Here is a 19,477-nt window from a genome sequence, read left to right on the forward strand (position 1 = left end):
CCACCTTCCGAAGCGCCGCGCACCGCAGCGCGACCGTCATCCATGCTTAAACGATCACGCCATCTGGCGACAGGCGCCGCGCTGCTCAGGCGATCAGGTCGTCCACGGTGACGTGCCGCCCGTCGATATCGTCGAGCCGCATCGTCTCGCCGCTGGCGAAGTGGACGTAGATCTCACGCGCGGCATCGTCCACCGAAACGCTCTGGATGAACGTGTCGCGCACGCGGATGTGGTCGATGCCGAGCTCGAAATCCTCCACCACGTCGTTGCCGTCACCGGCGGTGAAGGCGAACACGTCCGCCCCGTGACCGCCGCGCATCACGTCGTCACCCGAACCGCCGACGATGGTGTCGCGCCCGTTCCCGCCGTCCAGCGAGTCGAACCCCGCCGCACCGCGCATCAGGTCGGCGCCTTTGTTGCCGTACAGCACATCGTCGCCGCCGTCGCCGTTCAGCGTGTCCTCGCCCTTGCCGCCATAGAGCGAATCGGCGCCCGTGCCGCCGCGGATCGTATCGTCGCCCGCGCCGCCATAGGCCGCGTCGTCATGCTTGCCGGCGGAGAGGAGATCGTCGCCGTCACCGGCGCGCAGGGTGTCGAGGCCGAACTGGCCATACATCACGTCGAAGCCCGGCCCGCCCACCAGATAGTCGGCACGTTTGCCGCCTTCGATCGTGTCGTGGCCGGACCCGCCATAAACGGTGTCGAGCTCGCCATAGGTCCAGACCTGATCGTTGCCGCCGAGGGCGAAGACGCGGTCCCGCGCGCCCGTGCCTTGAAGGACGTCGTTGCCGCTGGTGCCTTTGATCCGATTGGCCATGGCCGCACCTTCAGCGCCGGACGTGTCCGCGATCGCCGCCCGCGTCAGCCGGCGCGAAACCGGGCGGCCCGGCAGACGCCGCGCCCGCCGGATGCGCGATCCATCGCGCCTCGCGTCAATCTACGGAAAAGCGGCACAATGTTGTCAAATCAAAAGGCCGGCGCGCCCCGGATCAAGGGGCACGCCGGCCAGTCTTTCGTGCGCCATGGTTAACGCGGGCCAGGGTCAAGCACCGGCCCGCGTCAGATGACGCGGCCTATTCGGCCGCGACACCCAGGCGCGCACTTTCCATTTCTTCCATCGCGCGGCGATAATCGACCGGCATCACCTTCACGAACTTCGGACGGTAACTCTCCCAGTTGTCCAGGATCGCCTGACCGCGCGTCGAACCGGTATACTTCACGTGGTTCTGGATCATGGTCAGCAGACGCTCCTCGTCGTGGTGCGTCATGTTCACCGACACGTCGACACGGCCCTTGGTTTCGAGGTCGCCGCCGTGGTGGTGGAGACGCTCGATGAGGTCGTCCTCCTCCGGCACCGGCTCCAGGTCGACCATGGCAAGGTTGCAGCGGTCCTTGAAGTTGCCTTCCTCGTCCAGCACGTAGGCGACACCGCCGGACATGCCGGCCGCGAAGTTGCGCCCCGTGTAGCCGAGCACCGCAACCGCGCCGCCGGTCATGTACTCGCAGCCGTGGTCGCCGCAGCCTTCCACCACCGCGACCGCGCCGGAGTTGCGCACCGCGAACCGCTCACCGGCCACGCCCGAGAAGTAGGCCGAGCCGCCGATGGCGCCGTACAGCACCGTGTTGCCGACGATGATCGACTCCGTCGGCACGATCGGCGAATCGGCCCGCGGCTTGACGATGATGCGCCCGCCGCACAGCCCCTTGCCGACATAGTCGTTGGCGTCGCCCGTCAGCTCCAGCGTGACACCCGCGGCAAGCCACGCGCCGAAGGACTGGCCGGCGGTGCCCGTCAGCTTCACAACCACGGTGCCGTCCGGCAGGCCCTCCATGCCGTGCGCCTTGGCGATTTCGCCCGACAGCATCGCGCCAACGGTGCGGTCGATGGAGTTCACCTCCGTCTCGATCACCACCTTCTCTTCGGTGTCGATGGCGTTCCGCGCCTCGGCGATCAGCTTGCGGTCCAGCACCGTCTCGATCGGGTGGAGCTGACGGGTGGTGTTGCGCTGCTCCTCCATCGCCTGCGGCATCTTCACGAAGACCTTACGGAAATCGAGGTGCTTGGCCTTGTAGTGGTCGATCAGCCGGTTCTGGTCGAGCGCGTCGACCATGCCGATCGCCTCGTCCATCGTCCGGAAGCCGGCCGCGGCGAGGTATTGCCGGGTCTCCTCGGCGACGAAGAACATGAAGTTGATCACGTGCTCCGGCGTGCCCTTGAAGCGGCGGCGCAGCACCGGATCCTGCGTCGCGACGCCGACCGGGCAGGTGTTGAGGTGGCACTTCCTCATCATGATGCAGCCGGCCGCAATCAAGGGCGCGGTCGAGAAGCCGAACTCGTCGGCGCCCAGCAGCGCGCCGATGAAGACGTCGCGGCCCGTCTTCAGGCCGCCGTCGACCTGCAGGCGGATGCGCGAGCGCAGGCCGTTGGCGACCAGCGTCTGGTGCGCCTCGGCAAGGCCCATCTCCCACGGTGAGCCGGCGTGCTTGATCGACGTCAGCGGCGAAGCGCCGGTACCGCCGTCATAGCCCGCGATGGTGATGTGGTCCGCCCGCGCCTTGGCGACACCGGCCGCCACCGTGCCGACACCGACCTCGGAGACGAGCTTCACCGAAATGTCCGCCGCAGGGTTCACGTTCTTCAGGTCGAAGATGAGCTGGGCCAGATCCTCGATCGAGTAGATGTCGTGGTGCGGCGGCGGGGAGATGAGGCCCACGCCCTGCGTCGAGTGCCGCAGCTTGGCGATCACCGCGTCGACCTTGTGGCCGGGCAGCTGGCCGCCTTCGCCGGGCTTGGCACCCTGCGCCATCTTGATCTGAATCTGGTCGGCGTTGACGAGATATTCGGTCGTCACGCCGAACCGGCCGGACGCCACCTGCTTGATCGCCGAGCGCTTGGAGGCGCCGGACGGCAGCGGGCGGAAGCGGTCCGGATCCTCGCCGCCCTCGCCGGTGTTCGAGCGGCCGCCGATCTGGTTCATCGCCAGCGCCAGCGTCTCGTGCGCCTCCTTGGAGATCGCACCCAGCGACATGGCGCCGGTCACGAACCGCTTCACGATGTCGGCGGCGGGCTCCACCTCGTCGAGCGGCACGGCCGTGCGCCCGGTCTCGTCCGCGTCCTTGATGCGGAAGAGGCCGCGCACGGTGAAGCGCCCCGTCTCCTCGTTCACGAGGCGGGCATAGTCCTGGTAGCGGTCGAGCGCGTTGCCGCGCACGGCGTGCTGCAGGTTGGCCACCGTGTCGGCCAGCCAGATGTGATTCTCGCCGCGCGTGCGGAAGGCATACTCGCCGCCCACCTCGAGGTGACGGGCCATCAGAACGTCGTCCGAGAAGGCGATGCGGTGACGCCGCACGGTCTCCTCGGCGACCTCGGCCAGCCCCACGCCCTCGATGGTCGTGGCGGTGCCGAAGAAGAATTGGTCGACGAAGGACTGGCTGAGGCCGACCGCGTCGAAGATCTGCGCGCCGCAATAGGACTGGTAGGTGGAGATGCCCATCTTGGACATCACCTTCAGAAGGCCCTTGTCGATCGACTTGATGTAGCGTTCGACGACTTCCATGTCGTCGACCTCGTCCGGGAAGCCCTTGTGGAGGTCCGTCAGCGTCTCGAACGCGAGGTAGGGGTTGATCGCCTCGGCGCCGTAGCCGGCCAGGACCGCGAAGTGATGCACCTCGCGCGGTTCACCCGATTCGACCACCAGGCCGACCGACGTGCGCAGCCCCTTGCGGATCAGGTGATGGTGGACACCCGCCGTCGCCAGCAGCGCCGGAATGGCGATGCGCGAGCGCGACACCAGACGGTCGGACAGGACGATGATGTTGTAGCCGTCGCGCACCGCCTTCTCGGCACGGTCGCACAGCCGCTCCACCATGTCGGCCATCCCCTCCGCGCCCTGCTCGGCGGGATAGGTGATGTCCAGCGTCTTGGTGTGGAACTGATCGTCGGCGATGTCGCCGATCTCGCGGATCTTCTCCAGGTCGTCGTTGGTCAGGATCGGCTGGCGCACCTCAAGCCGCTTGCGCTTCGTCGACCCGTCGAGGTCGAAGAGGTTGGGGCGCGGGCCGATGAACGAGACCAGGCTCATGACGAGCTCTTCGCGGATCGGGTCGATCGGCGGGTTCGTCACCTGGGCGAAGTTCTGCTTGAAGTAGGTGTAGAGGAGCTTCGACTTGTCCGACAGCACCGACAGCGGGGTGTCGGTTCCCATGGAGCCGAGCGCCTCTTGGCCGGTGATCGCCATCGGCGACAACAGCAGCTTCAGGTCTTCCTGCGTGTAGCCGAAGGCCTGCTGGCGGTCGAGCAGCGACTCGTTGGTGCGCGGCGCACGCGAGCGAACCTGACGCTGGTCCTCCAAGACGATCTGCGTCTTCTTCAGCCACTGCGCATAGGGCTTCTCGGCGGCGAGCTGCGCCTTCACTTCCTCGTCGGAAATGATGCGGTGCTCTTCGAGGTCGAGAAGCAGCATCTTGCCCGGCTGCAGGCGCCACTTGGTCTTGATCCGCTCTTCCGGGATCGCGAGGACACCGGCCTCGGAGCCGAGCACGACCAGACCGTCATGGGTCACGCAGTAGCGCGCCGGACGAAGCCCGTTGCGGTCGAGCGTGGCGCCGATCTGGCGGCCGTCGGTGAAGACGATGGCGGCGGGGCCGTCCCACGGCTCCATCAGCGCGGCGTGATACTCGTAGAAGGCGCGGCGCTCTTCGTCCATCAACGGGTTGCCGGCCCAGGCCTCGGGCACCAGCATCGCCATCGCATGGGCGAGCGAATGCCCACCCTGGACGAGGAATTCCAGCGCGTTGTCGAAGCAGGCCGTGTCGGACTGGTACTCGTAGGAGATCGGCCACAGCTTGGTGATCTCGTCCCCGAACAGCGAGGACGAGGCCGTCGCCTGACGCGCGGCCATCCAGTTCTTGTTGCCCCGCAGCGTGTTGATCTCGCCGTTGTGGGCGACCATGCGGAACGGGTGCGCGAGCCCCCAGGACGGGAAGGTGTTGGTCGAGAAGCGCTGGTGGACGATCGCCATCGCCGAGGCGAATCGCTCGTCGGTCAGATCGCGATAATAACCGCCGAGCTGATGCGCCAGGAACATGCCCTTGTAGACGATCGTGCGGCACGACAGCGAGCAGATGACGAAGCCGAACTCCGCCGGCGAACGCCCGCCATAGACGGTGTTGGAGATCACCTTGCGCAGGATGAAGAGGCGCCGCTCGAAGGCGGTCTCGTCGGCGATCCCCTCGCCCCGGCCGATGAAGAACTGCTTCACCACCGGCTCGGACGCGCGCACGGACGCCGACAGCGTATCGGAGTTCACCGGCACATCGCGCCAGCCGAGCAGAACCTGCCCCTCGTCGGCGATCACCTGCTCGACGATGGCGGTCTTGTCCACATGTTCCGGCGGCAGGAACAACATGCCGACCGCATATTCGCCCTGCGGCGGCAGCGAGAAGCCCAGCGTCTCCGCCTCGGCGCGGAACAGGGCGTCGGGCATCTGGGTCAGAACGCCGGCGCCGTCGCCCATCTCCGGATCCGCCCCGGACGCGCCGCGGTGGGTCAGATTGACGAGGATCTCCAGCGACTGCTTGACGATCTCATGGCGCGCCACGTTGTTGATGTCGGCGATGAAACCGACACCGCAGGCATCATGCTCCTTGTCGGCACGGTAGAGGCCGTCGGTCGGAGCGGTGCGAATGGTGGTGTGCGCGTCAGAGCGTGCGATGGTGGGCAACTGGGTCATCGTCATTCTCCTAACAGCCCGCGAGCGGGCACGCCTCTTGATCGGGTCGCTCGTCTCCCTCAGGACGAACGGCTCGAGCACCCGTCCTGATTGTCGGAGGCTCGGTGCGCGCTGACGCGGCATGGCAGCGCGGATGCTGCATATACCGTGTTTGTAGACGTTCGCAAATGGCGCCTTCGCTTCATGCATGATGCAAGCGTGCGGCCAAGCGCGTCATCACCCGTGAAATCAGTGATGCGCCAACGTACTATGTGACACAGTGCATCATAAATTGAACGGTAGCCACAGGGCGATCTGCGGCACCAGCGTCACCAGGACGACGGTCAACAGCATCAGCCCGAGGAACGGCAGGATCCCGCGCGAGACCTCGGTCAAAGTACCGTTGCCAACCGCCTGGATGACGTAGAGGTTCAGCCCCACCGGCGGCGTGATCAGCGCACACTCCACCATGATGACGAAGAAGACGCCGAACCAGATCGGGTCGATGCCGAGCGGGATGAGCGCGCCCATCAGCACCGGCACCATGATGAGCAGCAACGAAAGGCTCTCCATCACCAGCCCCATGATGAGGAGCACCACCGCCACCGCGACGATGAAGAGGCTGGGCGAGCCGATATTGTCGATGATGAAGGTCGAGACGTCCTGCGGGATGCGGTAGAGCGCGATCGCTTTGCCGAAAACCTTCGCACCGGCGACGATGAGGAGGATCGCCACCGTGGTGCGCATCGACATCACCGTCGCCTCCCACAGCCCCTTGAGGGTGAGGCTGCGCAGCACCACGCCGGTGACGAAGAGCGCACCCGCAAAGCCGATCGCCGCCGCCTCCGTCGGCGTATACCAGCCCTGGTAAATGCCGGTGATGACGAGGCCGGCGAGCAGCATCGTCGGGAAGGCGCGGATGCCGGACTGGCGGCGCTCGGCCCACGACGCCTTGGCCACACGCTGGAGATCCGGCTGCGTGCGGGCATAGAGGATCGAGTAGATGATGAAGAGGACGATCATCAACAGCCCCGGCCCGACACCCGCCAGGAACAGCGCCAGCACCGATTCTTCGGTGATCACACCGTAGATGATCATGATGAGCGAGGGCGGGATGAGGATGCCGAGCGTCCCCCCCGCCGCGAGCACGCCGAAGGTGAAGTGCCGCGGGTAGCCGCGCTGCGTCATCTCCGGGATCGCCACGGTGCCGATGGTCGCCGCCGTCGCCACCGACGAGCCGGAGATCGCCGCGAACACGCCGCAGGACAGGATGGTGGCGACCGCGAGCCCGCCCGGCAGATGCCCGACCCACGCCTGAAGCGCGGCGAAGAGATCGCGCCCGACGCCCCCCTTCAGCATCACGTTGGCCATCAGGAGGAACAGGGGCACGGCGACGAGGACGAAGGAGTCCATCGCCGAGAGCAGCCCGGCGGGCGCCATCATCGGCGAGAAGCCGCCCAGAATGAGCAGAATGAGACCGAGACCGCCCAGCACGAAGGCCACGGGGATGCCGATGAGAAGGAGCGCGAACAGCGCCGCCAGAATTGCAACCGTGATCATTGCGACCCTCTCCGAGGTGCCGTGACGGCGCGGCGGCGCCGGGAGAATGGGAGGACGGCGCGCATAGCGCCGGAAGACGGGTTAGAGAACGAGGCGCCGCACGAAGGGGCGCCTCGAGAGGCCGGACGAAAGCGCGCCGGCCGGCCTAGAGCTCGATGTGGTCGTGCGTGGCGGCGGCGGGCGGCTGCGAGGGACGCGCGATGATGAGCGCCACCGCCTGCACCGCGACGAGCGCGAAGCCGAGCGGCACCGACACCTGGCTGACCCATGACGGAAGATCCAGCATCGACCCGACCGTCCGCCCGCGCTCGAACGAGTTCCACGCGATCGGCGCCCCGTACCAGGCGACATAGCCCGATATGACGGCGACGAAGACCAGCGCCACGACGTCCATCACCGCCCGCCCCTTGGTGCCGAGGCGGTCGATGATGACGGTCACGCGGATGTGCTCGCCGGAGCGCAGCAGAGCGGCGCTCCCAAGGAACACGGCCCAGATCATCGCCAAGCGCGACAATTCCTCCGCCCAGATCGTCGGCGCGTTGAAGAAGTAGCGCGCGACGACCTCGTAGGTCAGCATCACGCCGATCGCGAAGAGGAGGAGCGACGCCGCAATGGACGTCGCCTGAGCCACACGCCGCATCATCAGCGCCTTTAGAGGTTCTTGGCCGCGTCGTAGACGGTCTGGCCGAGGTCGCCCGATTCTTCGAGCCACTTGTCGATCACCGGCTGGGACGCGGTGCGCCAGGCCTCGATCTCCGCCTCGGTCGGGTCGTAGATCGTCATGCCGTGCTCTTCGGCCTTGGCGTAGGCGTCCGCCTCGATGCCGGCCATGTCGTCACGCACCGAGGTCTCGGCCGTGGCCGCGGCTTGGCTGATCCAGCCGCGCTCGTCGTCCGACAGACCGTCCCACCAATCCTGGTTGACGATCACCATGAACTCGATGTCGGCGACGTTGACGCGGGTGATCGTGTCCATCACGTCCCACAGCGAGCGCGCGGAGACGCCCGACACGCCGGTCATGCCGACGTCCACCGTGCCGCGCTGGTAGGCGAGGAACTGCTCGGAGCCCGAGATCAGCGTCGGTGCGCCGCCCACGGTGTCGATCCACTCGCCCAGCCATTTGCCGAACACGCGGACCTTCTTGCCTTTGATGTCCTCGGGGTTGGCGATCGGCCCGCCATTGGAGAGGAGCACCACGCCGCCATAGGCCTGCCACCACAGGACGCTGGCGCCCGTCTCGGCGATCGCATCGTCGATCGCCGTGCGCACGGGCGAGCCCGGTGCCACCGCCGCGCGCACCTTCTCTTCGGTGTTCAGCAGGAACGGCATGTAGAAGACGTCGACCGCCGGGATCTCGCCCACGAAGCGCGTCAGAGAGGCGACACCGGCCTCGATCTGCCCCGAGCCGACGGCCTCGGGCACTTCGTTGTCCTTGTAGAGCTGCGCCGAGTCGTAGATCTCGACCTTCACTTCGCCGCCCGAAATCTTCTCGACCTCGTTCTTGAAGAGAACGAGGTTCTGGCCGAGGTGCGATTTCAGCGGAAGCTGCAGGGTGATGCGCATCGTCGTTTCGGCCATGGCCGGCAGCGACAGGCCGACGAGCGCCGCGCCGGCGAGCGCGCCGGCGATCCACGAAGTCTTCATATGATCCTCCCCTTCCGCGCCGTGGGGATCAGCGCGGACTTTTCTTGGCCCACCATGGCCGGGGAAGGACCCCCGATGTCAAGGCATTCCGTGCGGTGCTGTTGTTAAGATCCGCGCGTAGAAAGCTGTAATGTCAGAGAAATGGCAGCTCGGCCCCGAACAGCAGCCTCACGCGGCGAAGGCGTGCTGATGGCTCGCCGTCATCCGCGCCTCGTCCGGCGCCATCTCGCCCATGCCCCGCCCGGCGCTGCGGCCCCAATTGCGGTCCGGCGCGTTCAGCCACGCATGGGCGTTCGCCGACAGGCCAGAACAGACGTCACGGCTCAGCACCGCCACGAAGGTCTTGTCACCCGGAGACAGAATCGTGCGGATCAGACGGGTGACCGTCTCCGCATCGCGCGCCGAGTCGATCAGCCAAAATTCGGAGCCCACCCGGTAGACGTCGTTGAACAGGACGCGCAGGCGCAGATCGACACCAGCACCGTCACGATTGCGGGGGGACACGAACACCGAATGGATAGCCATCTGCCTAACGCTCCGTTCTTGGTTATCCGAACGTGAGCTCGATTGGTTAATGACCCGCTAACGGCCATTAACCTTCCTCTTCGCACCCCTCTCGAGCCTGGGGAAAAGTGGCCGCGGCGCCACCCCGAGCGCGGCCCCTTGTGGGGCGGCCCCGGCGCTATTATCAGCCTTCCCATGGCACGCCCTCCCCTTTTGTCCCTCGCCGACATCGCGCTCACCTTCGGTGGCACCCCGCTTCTCGAAGCGGCGTCGCTGCAACTCGCCCCGGGCGAGCGCATCGCGCTCGTCGGCCGCAACGGCTCGGGCAAGTCCACCCTCCTGAAGATCGTCGCCGGCCTCGTCGCCGCCGATTCGGGGCAGCGCTTCGTCCAGCCGGGCGCCACGGTGCGCTACCTCGCCCAGGAGCCGGACCTTTCCGCCTACCCGACCGTACTCGACTACGTCCTGTCGGGCCTCGCCGAAGGTGACGACGCGCACGCCGCCCGGGCCACGCTGGAGGCCCTCGCCGTCGATCCGGACGCCGCGCCGGGACCGATGTCGGGCGGCGAGATCCGCCGCGCGGCGCTGGCCCACGCCCTCGCCCCCGATCCCGACGTCCTGCTTCTGGACGAGCCCACCAACCACCTCGACATCGCCGCCATCGCCTGGCTGGAAGAGCACCTGAAGGCGCGCCGCAAGTCGCTTGTCCTCATCAGCCACGACCGCCGCTTCCTGGAGGAACTCTCCACCGCCGTCGTCTGGCTCGACCGCGGCCGCACCCACCGCATGGACCGCGGCTTCGCCGAGTTCGAGGACTGGCGCGACGGCATCCTCTCCGCCGAGGAGGACGAGCGGCGGCGGCTCGACAAGAAGATCGAGCAGGAGCAGGAGTGGGTGCGCTACGGCGTCACCGCCCGGCGCAAGCGCAACATGGGGCGGCTCAGGAAGCTGCAAGCCCTGCGCACCGAGAAGCGCGAGCTGCGCAAGGTCACCGGCCTCGCCGACATGCAGCTCGCCTCGGCCGACCGCTCCGGCAAGCGCATGATCGTCGCCGAGGGGCTGACCAAACGCTTCGGCGACCGCACCGTGGTGGACGGCTTTTCGACCACCATCATGCGCGGCGACCGGCTCGGCCTCGTCGGCCCCAACGGCGTCGGCAAGACGACGCTCATCAACATGCTGCTCGGCCGCCTCGCCCCGGACGAAGGCACCGTCACCTATGGCACCGACCTCAAGGTGAACCTGCTCGACCAGCGGCGCGAGGCGCTGGATCCGACGATGAGCCTGCGCCATGCGATCAGCCCCTCCGGCTCGGACCAGATCACGGTGGGCTCCACCACCAAGCACGTCGCCGGCTATCTGAAGGACTTCCTGTTTACGCCCGAGCAGTTCAACACCCCCGTCGGCGCTCTGTCGGGCGGCGAGCGGGCGCGTGTGCTCCTGGGGCGCGCCTTCGCGATGCCCTCCAACATCCTGGTGCTGGACGAGCCGACCAACGACCTCGACCTCGAAACCCTCGACCTCTTGGCCGAAGTCATCTCCGACTATGACGGCACGCTGCTCCTCGTCAGCCACGACCGTGACTTCCTGGACCGCACCGTGACCACCACGCTGGTGGCCGAGGGCGACGGAACGTGGAGCGAGTATCCGGGCGGCTATTCTGACATGCTGGTGCAGCGCGGGTCGGCCCCCGTGCGCAGCCTCGGCGGCCCGGAGCCCGCGCCGAAGAAGGCGAAGGCCGACAAGCCCGCCCCCGCCGCCGCCGCGCCGAAGAAGGCCAAGCTCTCTTTCCGCGAGAAGCACGACCTCGAGACGCTGCCCGCAAAATTGGAGGCGCTGGAGGGCGAGATCGCCAAGCTCTCCGCCGCGATCGCCGACCCGAACCTCTACGCCAAGGACCCCAAGCGGTTCGACAAGCTCACCGCCGACCTTTCCGCCACGCAGGCCGAGAAGGACGCCGCCGAGGAGCGCTGGCTGGAGCTGGAGATGAAGCGCGAAGAGCTGGAGGCGTGACGGGCGCGCCGCTGGACCAGGCACCCGCCCCGCCCATCCGCATCACCGACGCGGACGACCCCGCCATCGCCCTCTTCCGCGACATCCGCGAGCGGGACCGGATCGGCCGCCAGGGCATCTTCATCGCCGAAGGGGAGACGGTGCTGACCGTGCTCCTCACCCGTTCGCCGATCGAGACGCTGGCCATCCTGGTGGACGAGGCGCGGGTGGACCGCATCGCCGCCCTCGCCTTGCGCGGGACCGCGCCGCTCTACGTGGCGCCGCAGGCGGTGCTGGACACGATCGCCGGGTTCCACCTCCACCGCGGCATCCTGGCGGCGGGCCGCGTGCCGGAGCCGCGTGCCTTGTCGGCGCTGCCCGCCGGGCCGCTGCGCCTGCCGGTCTGCGTCAACCTCGCCAACCACGACAATGTGGGCGGCGTCTTCCGCAACGCGGCGGCGTTCGGCGCGGCGGGCGTCGCGGTCGACTCCACCACCGCCCATCCCTTCTACCGCAAGGCGATCCGCGTCGGCGGCGGCGCCCCTCTCACCGTGCCGAGCTATGCCGCCGGGCCGGACCTCATCGCCGACCTCGCGGCCGCGGGCATCACGCCCTACGCGCTGACGCCGCACACCGACAGGGTGCTCGGCCACGCGCCGCTCGCGCCACGCGCGGCCTTCCTCCTCGGCACCGAGGGGCCGGGCCTGCCGGAGGCGCTGATCGCCGCCGCAACGCCGCTTGCCATCGCCATGGCACCCGGCGTCGACAGCCTCAACGTGGCGACTACCGCGGGGATCGCGCTGCACGCGCATGCGCTTCAGCACGGTATCTGATCGGCCGGCCGCCACAGCCTCGCGCAAGCCGAAGCAGGCATGGTCCGAAGGGTCCGGCACCGGCCTCGGAAGGGGCTCCAATGGCAGGTGATGGACGCCCCGCCCCGTGTCCGGGTCCGGTGTTCGGCAGCCGGGCAAGATCGCTGTTCGGATCTCACGCGGAGATGACCGGGCCGGGCGCAACGGGGCCCGACCGACTGTCACGCGGCGGAGTTCGGGTCCTGCCGCATCATCGTCGCGTCCTGCCGCACGCCGGCGGTGTCCTGCACCATCGAGCGGGACAGCGGGAGCACGGCCGCGCCGGTCCCCCCGGCCGGATCGGCCTTCAACACGTTGTCGCGCAGGCGCTCCATGAGGCGCCGCTCGCGGTCGCTGACGGCCCAGACGATGCGCGGCGCCAGATAGCGTGCGGCCACGCGCGGCGACAGGCGGCACACCATCCGGCTCGCGCACCAGTAGTTGCGGAGTTCGTAGCTGACGGACATTGCTCTGCACCAAAGTTTATTGACGTGGTGTGGAGGCTAACCTTTAGGCGCGCCCGGCAGAATGAGGTGTGCCGGAATACCTGTTTGCCTTTCACCAAACTCCACCGGCGCCCCACCGTCCGATCAGCGCTGCTCTCGTAAGGTTAGGCAAAATAAAAACGCTGCGAATCATGCGATCCGCAGCGTTTCATCCTCGCGCCGTGCCGTGGTGTCAGTGCCCCTCGAACGCCATCACCGCGAATGTGGAAACACCGATTTCCGCCAGCCGTTGCGCCCCGCCCAGTTCCGGCAGGTCGATGGCGAAGGCGGCGATCGGCACCGTGCCGCCCGCGCGGTGGATCAGCCGCGCTGCGGCCACCGCCGTCCCGCCGGTGGCGATGAGATCGTCCACCAGCAGCACCGTCGCCCCCTCGCGCGGCATCGCGTCCTTGTGGATCTCCACCTCGTCGCTGCCATATTCCAGCGCATACTCCTCGCGGTACACGTCCGCCGGAAGCTTGCCGCGCTTGCGGATGGGCACGAACCCCTTCCCCATGCGCATCGCCAGCGCCCCGCCCAGGATGAAGCCGCGCGCGTCGATCCCCGCCACGAGGTCCACGTTGAGGCCCGCCACATGGTCAGCGATCGCCTGCACCGTGCGCGACAGGCCTTCCGGGTGGCCGAACAGCGTGGTCACGTCGCGGAAGATGATGCCCGCTTTGGGATAGTCGGGGATCGCGCGCACCATATCGCGCAGGTCCATCGGCGCGCTCATTCTCGTCTCTCCCAGCATGCGGCTCATTCGCCCTTCCCGAGAACGCGGCCCGCCACCGCGTCCAGCTTGGCGATCAATGCCGGATCGCGGGCGGCCGGCGCGGTGATGATTGCAAATTCCAGCGCCGTATCGGACCCCGCCGAGCAGGGCGCGCGCGTGTCCGGCATCGCCTCGGCCAGCGCCGCCACCAGCGCCCGCGCCGCGTCGCCGTTGGCGGCCATCGTGGCGATGATCTGCTGAATATCCACCTCGCCGTGGTCCGGGTGCCAGGAATCGAAGTCCGTCACCATGCCCACCGTGGCATAGGACATCTCCGCCTCGCGGGCGAGTTTGGCCTCCGGCATGTTGGTCATGCCGATCACGTCCGCCCCCCATTGGCGGTAGAGGTGCGATTCGGCGAGCGAGGAGAATTGCGGCCCCTCCATCGCAAGATACGTACCGCCGCGGTGGTGGCTGACGCCCACCGCCTTCGCCGCCGCCTCGATCCTGTCGCCGAGGTCACGGCTGACGGGATGCGCCATCGACACGTGCGCCACGCAGCCGGTGCCGAAGAACGACTTCTCCCGCGCAAAGGTGCGGTCGATGAACTGGTCGACGATGACGAAGGTGCCCGGCGGCAGGTCCTCCCGCAGCGATCCGCAGGCCGACAGCGACACGAGGTCGGTCACCCCGGCGCGCTTCATCACATCGATGTTGGCGCGGTAGTCGATCTGCGAAGGGCCGATGCGGTGGCCGCGCCCGTGCCGCGGCAGGAACACGACCTTGGTGCCCGCCAGCGTGCCGCGCAGCACCTGGTCGGAGGGTTCGCCCCAGGGGCTTTCGATCGTCTCCCAGGTGCCCTCGAGGCCGGGGAGATCATAAAGCCCCGAGCCGCCGATGATGCCGAGCGTCACGTCCATCAGGTGTCCTCGTCGTCCGTCACATAGTCCACTTGCGCCAGGATGAGGCCGCAGGCGGGCGCCACCGGGCCGCACGCCGGACGCGACCGCGCATCGAGCGCCGCCGTCACGTCGTCCGGCCGCCAGCGCCCCAGCCCCACCTCCGCCAAGGTGCCGACCATGGACCGAACCTGATTGTGAAGGAAAGAGCGCGCGCTCGCCCTGATCTCGACCAGCTCGCCCGTCCGCGTCACGTCGAGCCGGTCCAACGTGCGCACCGGGCTCTTCGCCTGACACTGCGCGGCGCGAAAGGTGGTGAAGTCGTGCCGGCCGATGAGCCGGTCCGCCCCCGCCTGCATCGCCGCCTCGTCGAGCGGCTGGGCCACGCGCCACGCCACCCGGTCCAGCGCCAACGGCGGCCGGCGGTTGACGATGCGGTAGAGATAATGCCGCGCGCGGGCCGAATGGCGGGCGTCGAAGTCGTCCCCCACCTCTTCCGCGGCGACGATGGCGACGGGCTCCGGCCGCATGTGGGCGTTCATCGCATCGCGCACGGTGTCGGCGCGGAAGGGCTTGGCGAAATCCAAATGCGCCACCTGCCCCGTCGCGTGGACGCCGGTATCGGTCCGCCCGGCCCCGCTGACGCGCGTTGGCACACCGCACAGCCTCTCCGCCGCCTCCTCCAGCGCCTGCTGCACGGCGCGGCCATTGTCCTGCCGCTGCCAGCCGACGAAGGGCGTACCGTCATATTCGATGGTGAGCTTGTAGCGCGGCACCCGTCAGAGATCCGCGGGCGCGGCCACCTCGAAGCGGTCGCCGGGGCCGATGCGCGCGCCGCGCAGGAAGGCGTCAGCGTCGACGGGCGACTTGCCGGCGCGCTGCACCCGCGTCAGACGCACCGCGCCGGTGCCGCAGGCGACCGTCAGCCGGTCGTCCAGCACAGTGCCGGGCTCGCCCGCACCGTCCGCCACCACGGCGCGCAGCACCTTCAGCCGCTCAGCCTTGCCGGCGATGGTGAATGTCGCATGCGCCCCCGGCATCGGGTTCAGGCCGTGGATGTGGTTGCGCACCGCCTCGGCCGGCTGGGTGAAGTCGATCGGCGCTTCGGCCTTGTCGATCTTGTGCGCGTAGGTCACGCCCTGGTCCGGCTGCGGCGTCAGGGTCAGCGCATCACGCTCCAGCCCCGCCATCGCCCGCACCATCAGGTCCGCGCCGAGCCGGGCCAGACGGTCCGTCAGGTCCGCGGCCGTGTCGTCCGGGCCGATCGGCGTGTGCTCGACCATCGCCACGGGGCCGGTGTCCAGCCCCTTCTCCATGCGCATGACGGCAACGCCCGTCACCGCGTCGCCTGCCATGATGGCGCGCGCGACCGGCGCCGCCCCCCGCCAGCGTGGCAGCAGCGAGGCGTGGACGTTGTAGGCGCCCAGCGGCGCCGCCTCCAGCACCGGCACCGGCAGGATCAGCCCGTAGGCGACCACCACCAGAACGTCCGCCTCAAGCGCCGCGATCGCCGCAGCCTCCGCCGGATCCCTCAGCGACACCGGGTGCCGCACCTCGATCCCGAACGCCTCGGCCGCCTCCTGCACGGCGGACTTGCGCTCGGCCATCCCCCGGCCCGCGGGACGCGGCGGCTGGGTATAGACCGCCACCACCTCGTGCCCCTGGCCGACGATCTCCATCAAGGTGGGCACCGAAAAGGCGGGCGTGCCCATGAAGACGACGCGCATCATCGCGGCAGCCCCCGCGTTCGGTTTGGCCGGGGGGTGCCGTTCATCGCCTGTCCTCTTCCCTCGTGCCGCTCACTCACGCGGCGCCGAGCTTGGCCTGTTTGGTGAATTTCTTGACCACACGTTCCCGCTTCAGCCGCGACAGATGGTCGATGAAGAGAACGCCGTTCAGGTGGTCGATCTCGTGCTGCAGGCAGGTGGCGAGAAGCCCTTCCGCCTCGACGATCTGTTCCGCCCCGTCCTTGTCCAGCGAGCGCACCGTCACCCGCGCCGGACGCTCCACGTCGGACGTGAACTCAGGGATCGACAGGCAGCCCTCTTCGTAGACCGACATCTCGTCCGAGCGGGCGATGATTTCGGGATTGACGAAGACCATGGGCGCGGGCGTCTTCTCCTCGTCGGTCGCGACGTCGAGCACGATGAGACGTTCCAGAACGCCGATCTGCGGTGCGGCGAGGCCGATGCCGGGCGCGTCATACATCGTCTCCAGCATATCCTCGGCCAGAGTACGGATGCGCGCGTCAACCGCGTTGATGGGCTCGGCCACCCGGCGCAGCACCGGGTCGGGCAGAATCAGGATCGGACGTTTCGCCATGGCGGGCAAATATGCCGCCGCAACGTCCGGGTCAATTCTCAACAGCGGGGTGAATTGTCAAACGGCCCGTCACTTGCCTAGGCTCAAGTCCGAAGAGACCCGAGATCCATGACCACACTGTTCCTATCTGCCGACCGCAACCTCGACGACTGGATCGCCGCCTGGCGCGAAACGGCGCCGGACCGCCCCATCCTCGTCCACGGCCAAGACGATTACGACCCGGCGCGCATCGACTATGCGCTGACCTGGCGTCCACCTTCCGGGGTGATGCAGACGCTGCCCAATCTGAAGGCGATCTTCAACATGGGCGCCGGGGTCGACGCCGTGGTGGCCGACCCCGACCGTCCGCCCGTGCCCATCGTGCGCCTGGTCGACAACGACCTGGCCGTGCGCATGAGCGAATACGTGGTGCTGCAGGTGCTGTCCCACTTCCGCCAGGCGCCCGCCTACGCCGCGCAGCAGGCCCGGCGCGAGTGGACGCCCCACGACCAGCCGAGCGCACCCTCCGCCCGCGTCGGCCTCATGGGCTATGGCGTCCTCGCCCAGCACTGTGCGCCCATTCTTCTGGCGCTCGGCTTCAACGTCATCGGCTGGTCCCGGTCGAAGAAGCCGTCGGACATCACCTTGTACCATGGGCGCGACGGACTGCCGGAATTCCTCGCCCGCACGGACATCCTCGTGTGCCTGCTGCCGATGACCGAGGACACGCGCGGCATCCTGAACGCCGACCTCATCGCACAGCTCTCCACGGCGAGCCCGGTCGGCCCGGTGCTGATCAATGCCGGGCGCGGGGGACTGCAGAAGTCGGACGAGATCCTCGCGGCATTGCAATCCGGTGCCTTGAAAGGCGCCAGCCTGGACGTGTTCGAGACCGAGCCGCTTCCCGCCGACAGCCCGCTCTGGGATGCGCCGAACCTCATCATCACGCCTCACGTGGCCGCGGTGCCCGACCCCGCCGCCACCGTCACCAGCATCACCAGCCGCATGACCGCGTTCGAGCGCGGTGACCCCGTGGCCGGCCTCGTCGACCCCGTCCGCGGCTACTAGGAGCGCACCCCATGTCCTTCGATCTCGTCATCAAAGGCGGCACGGTCGCAACCGCGTCGGACGTCTTCAAGGCCGACGTCGGCATCAAAGACGGCATCATCACCGCGCTCGGCCTCGGCCTGACGGGCGCCGAGACGATCGACGCCACGGGCAAATATGTCCTGCCCGGCGGCATCGACAGCCACGTCCACATCGCCCAGCCCTCCGGCGAGGGCATCGTGATGGCGGACGACTTCGAGTCCGGCACCCTGTCCGGCCTCTTCGGCGGCAACACGACGCTGCTTCCCTTCTGCATCCAGGAGAAGGGCAAGAGCCTGCGCGAGGCGCTCACCGCCTACCACGCCAAGGCGGACGGCAACTGCTACACCGACGTCTCCTTCCATCTCGTCATCTCGGACCCGTCCGAATCTGTGCTGGGGCAGGAGCTTCCGGCCGCGGTGGCGGACGGCTACACCTCGTTCAAGGTGTTCATGACCTACCAGGACCTGCGCCTGAACGACGCCGAGATCCTGCAGGTGATGGACACCGCGCGGCGCACCGGCGCGCTCGCAATGGTGCACTGCGAAAACGAGGACGCCATCCGCTTCCTCATCGACAAGCACGTCGCCGAGGGCAAGCTCGGGCCGCCCTCCCACGCCTCCACCCGGCCTCTCGCCGTGGAGCGCGAGGCGACGCACCGCGCCATATCGCTGGCCGAGGTGGTGGATGTCCCGGTCGTCATCGTCCACGTGTCCAACGGCGCGGCGATGGAAGAGATCGAGCGCGCGCGCGCCCGCGGCCTCAACGTCACCGGCGAGACGTGCCCGCAATATATCCGCCTGACCGAGCAGGATCTGGAGGGGATGAACTGGGAGGGCGCCAAGCAGGTGTGCTCGCCGCCCCCGCGGACCCGCGCGGAGTGGGACAACATCTGGCGCGGCATCCAGAACGGTGTGTTCGACGTGTTTTCGTCCGACCACTGCCCGTTCCGCTATGACGACGAGCGCGGCAAGCTGAACCCCAAGGGCCGGACGGACTTCCGCCACATCCCGAACGGCATTCCGGGGGTGGAGACGCGCATGCCGATCCTGTTCTCCGAGGGGGTGAACCAGGGGCGGATCGACATCACCCGCTTCGTGGCGCTGACCGCCACCAACCACGCCAAGACCTACGGCCTCTACCCGAATAAGGGCACCATCGCCGTGGGCTCGGACGCCGACATCACCCTGTGGGATCCGGAGGCCGAGACGGTGATCCGCCATGCCGACCTTCACGACGGGTCGGACTATTCGCCTTACGAGGGCCTCGCCGTGAAGGGTCTGCCGATGACGGTGATCCTGCGCGGCAAGGTGATGATCCGCGACCGCGAGCTCGTCGGCGCGAAGGGCGACGGCGGCTACCTGCCGCGCGGCCTCTCCATGAAGGTGCGCCCCGCGGCCTGAGGCTGGCGGCGCGGGGCGCGTCGCCGCCGCAGGCGTATCGGCGGGCCACACGTCTGCGCGGCCACGGCCCGCCCCATCTCCCCGGCGCGGATTGCCCTGCGGTGTATGCGGCCCCAGGCGCTGCGCGCCGTGGGAGTGCATCGCGGGCTGCACAGTCCCAGCGCGGCGCCTCAGGGCATACACCGCGGGCTGCGCAGCCCCGGCGCGCTGCCCGTCATGGCCATGCACCGCGGGATGCGCGCCCGATGCACGGCGCGTCATGGCCGTGCCTCGCGGACTGCGCGGCCACGGCGCGCTTGCGGCAGCGCGGTGCCCAGCGTTCGATG

The 19,477-nt window shown here is 68.3% G+C and carries 16 protein-coding genes; 4 read left to right on the forward strand and 12 right to left on the reverse strand.

The genetic code is table 11. The features are described 5' to 3' along the window. Positions 1 to 85 precede the first annotated feature (85 nt). The 6 genes from BIX52_RS14600 to BIX52_RS14625 form a co-directional block, all read right to left on the reverse strand. Positions 86 to 817 carry a calcium-binding protein gene (locus tag BIX52_RS14600; RefSeq protein ID WP_075221811.1) on the reverse strand — a complete coding sequence of 244 codons (732 nt, stop codon included), beginning with the start codon at positions 815 to 817 and terminating at the stop codon, positions 86 to 88. A gap of 256 nt (positions 818 to 1,073) precedes the next feature. Next, positions 1,074 to 5,732 (reverse strand): glutamate synthase large subunit, encoded by a 4,659-nt coding sequence (gene gltB, locus BIX52_RS14605; protein WP_205647834.1) that lies wholly within the window; start codon positions 5,730 to 5,732, stop codon positions 1,074 to 1,076. 264 nt (positions 5,733 to 5,996) lie between these two features. Then, a complete protein-coding gene (locus BIX52_RS14610) occupies positions 5,997 to 7,271 on the reverse strand; it encodes a TRAP transporter large permease (RefSeq protein ID WP_075221813.1) in 1,275 nt (424 codons plus the stop codon). 145 nt (positions 7,272 to 7,416) lie between these two features. Continuing rightward, positions 7,417 to 7,902 (reverse strand): TRAP transporter small permease, encoded by a 486-nt coding sequence (locus BIX52_RS14615; RefSeq protein ID WP_208990381.1) that lies wholly within the window; start codon positions 7,900 to 7,902, stop codon positions 7,417 to 7,419. 20 nt (positions 7,903 to 7,922) lie between these two features. Continuing rightward, the gene (locus BIX52_RS14620; protein WP_075221815.1) at positions 7,923 to 8,915 is read right to left on the reverse strand and encodes a TRAP transporter substrate-binding protein; all 993 of its coding nucleotides are present in this window, start codon (positions 8,913 to 8,915) and stop codon (positions 7,923 to 7,925) included. 168 nt (positions 8,916 to 9,083) lie between these two features. After that, positions 9,084 to 9,440 carry a hypothetical protein gene (locus tag BIX52_RS14625; protein ID WP_075221816.1) on the reverse strand — a complete coding sequence of 119 codons (357 nt, stop codon included), beginning with the start codon at positions 9,438 to 9,440 and terminating at the stop codon, positions 9,084 to 9,086. Between the two features lie 174 nt (positions 9,441 to 9,614). On the opposite strand from BIX52_RS14625, the gene BIX52_RS14630 reads away from it, so the two are divergent. Next, positions 9,615 to 11,432, forward strand: a complete 1,818-nt coding sequence (locus tag BIX52_RS14630) for an ABC-F family ATP-binding cassette domain-containing protein (protein ID WP_075221817.1) — start codon at positions 9,615 to 9,617, stop codon at positions 11,430 to 11,432. Then, positions 11,429 to 12,244: a TrmH family RNA methyltransferase gene (locus BIX52_RS14635; RefSeq protein ID WP_205647835.1), complete on the forward strand. Its 816-nt coding sequence runs from the start codon at positions 11,429 to 11,431 to the stop codon at positions 12,242 to 12,244. The genes BIX52_RS14630 and BIX52_RS14635 overlap by 4 nt, the downstream gene beginning before the upstream one ends. A 200-nt stretch (positions 12,245 to 12,444) precedes the next feature. Here the strand turns inward: BIX52_RS14635 and BIX52_RS14640 are convergent, their stop codons facing one another. The 6 genes from BIX52_RS14640 to def form a co-directional block, all read right to left on the reverse strand. Further along, complete coding sequence (locus BIX52_RS14640) at positions 12,445 to 12,729, reverse strand: hypothetical protein (RefSeq protein WP_075221818.1); 285 nt, start codon at positions 12,727 to 12,729, stop codon at positions 12,445 to 12,447. A 211-nt stretch (positions 12,730 to 12,940) separates the two neighbouring features. After that, a complete protein-coding gene (locus BIX52_RS14645; protein ID WP_075221819.1) occupies positions 12,941 to 13,483 on the reverse strand; it encodes an adenine phosphoribosyltransferase in 543 nt (180 codons plus the stop codon). A 23-nt stretch (positions 13,484 to 13,506) separates the two neighbouring features. Continuing rightward, positions 13,507 to 14,382: an S-methyl-5'-thioadenosine phosphorylase gene (locus BIX52_RS14650; RefSeq protein ID WP_075221820.1), complete on the reverse strand. Its 876-nt coding sequence runs from the start codon at positions 14,380 to 14,382 to the stop codon at positions 13,507 to 13,509. Then, entirely contained in the window at positions 14,382 to 15,137 is a 756-nt protein-coding gene (gene truA / locus BIX52_RS14655) for a tRNA pseudouridine(38-40) synthase TruA (RefSeq protein ID WP_075221821.1), read from the reverse strand. The genes BIX52_RS14650 and truA overlap by 1 nt, the downstream gene beginning before the upstream one ends. A 3-nt stretch (positions 15,138 to 15,140) precedes the next feature. After that, positions 15,141 to 16,088, reverse strand: coding sequence for a methionyl-tRNA formyltransferase (gene fmt, locus BIX52_RS14660; RefSeq protein ID WP_075221879.1), 948 nt, complete (start codon positions 16,086 to 16,088; stop codon positions 15,141 to 15,143). Positions 16,089 to 16,164: 76 nt separating this feature from the next. Next, complete coding sequence (gene def / locus BIX52_RS14665) at positions 16,165 to 16,683, reverse strand: peptide deformylase (protein WP_075221822.1); 519 nt, start codon at positions 16,681 to 16,683, stop codon at positions 16,165 to 16,167. A gap of 108 nt (positions 16,684 to 16,791) precedes the next feature. On the opposite strand from def, the gene BIX52_RS14670 reads away from it, so the two are divergent. Then, on the forward strand, positions 16,792 to 17,730 hold the full coding sequence (locus tag BIX52_RS14670) for a 2-hydroxyacid dehydrogenase (RefSeq protein ID WP_075221823.1): 939 nt from the start codon (positions 16,792 to 16,794) through the stop codon (positions 17,728 to 17,730). Between the two features lie 11 nt (positions 17,731 to 17,741). Further along, entirely contained in the window at positions 17,742 to 19,151 is a 1,410-nt protein-coding gene (hydA, locus tag BIX52_RS14675) for a dihydropyrimidinase (protein ID WP_075221824.1), read from the forward strand. The last annotated feature ends 326 nt before the right edge of the window (positions 19,152 to 19,477 follow it).

Source organism: Acuticoccus yangtzensis (assembly GCF_001927245.1).
GTDB classification, from domain to species: Bacteria; Pseudomonadota; Alphaproteobacteria; order Rhizobiales; family Amorphaceae; genus Acuticoccus; species Acuticoccus yangtzensis.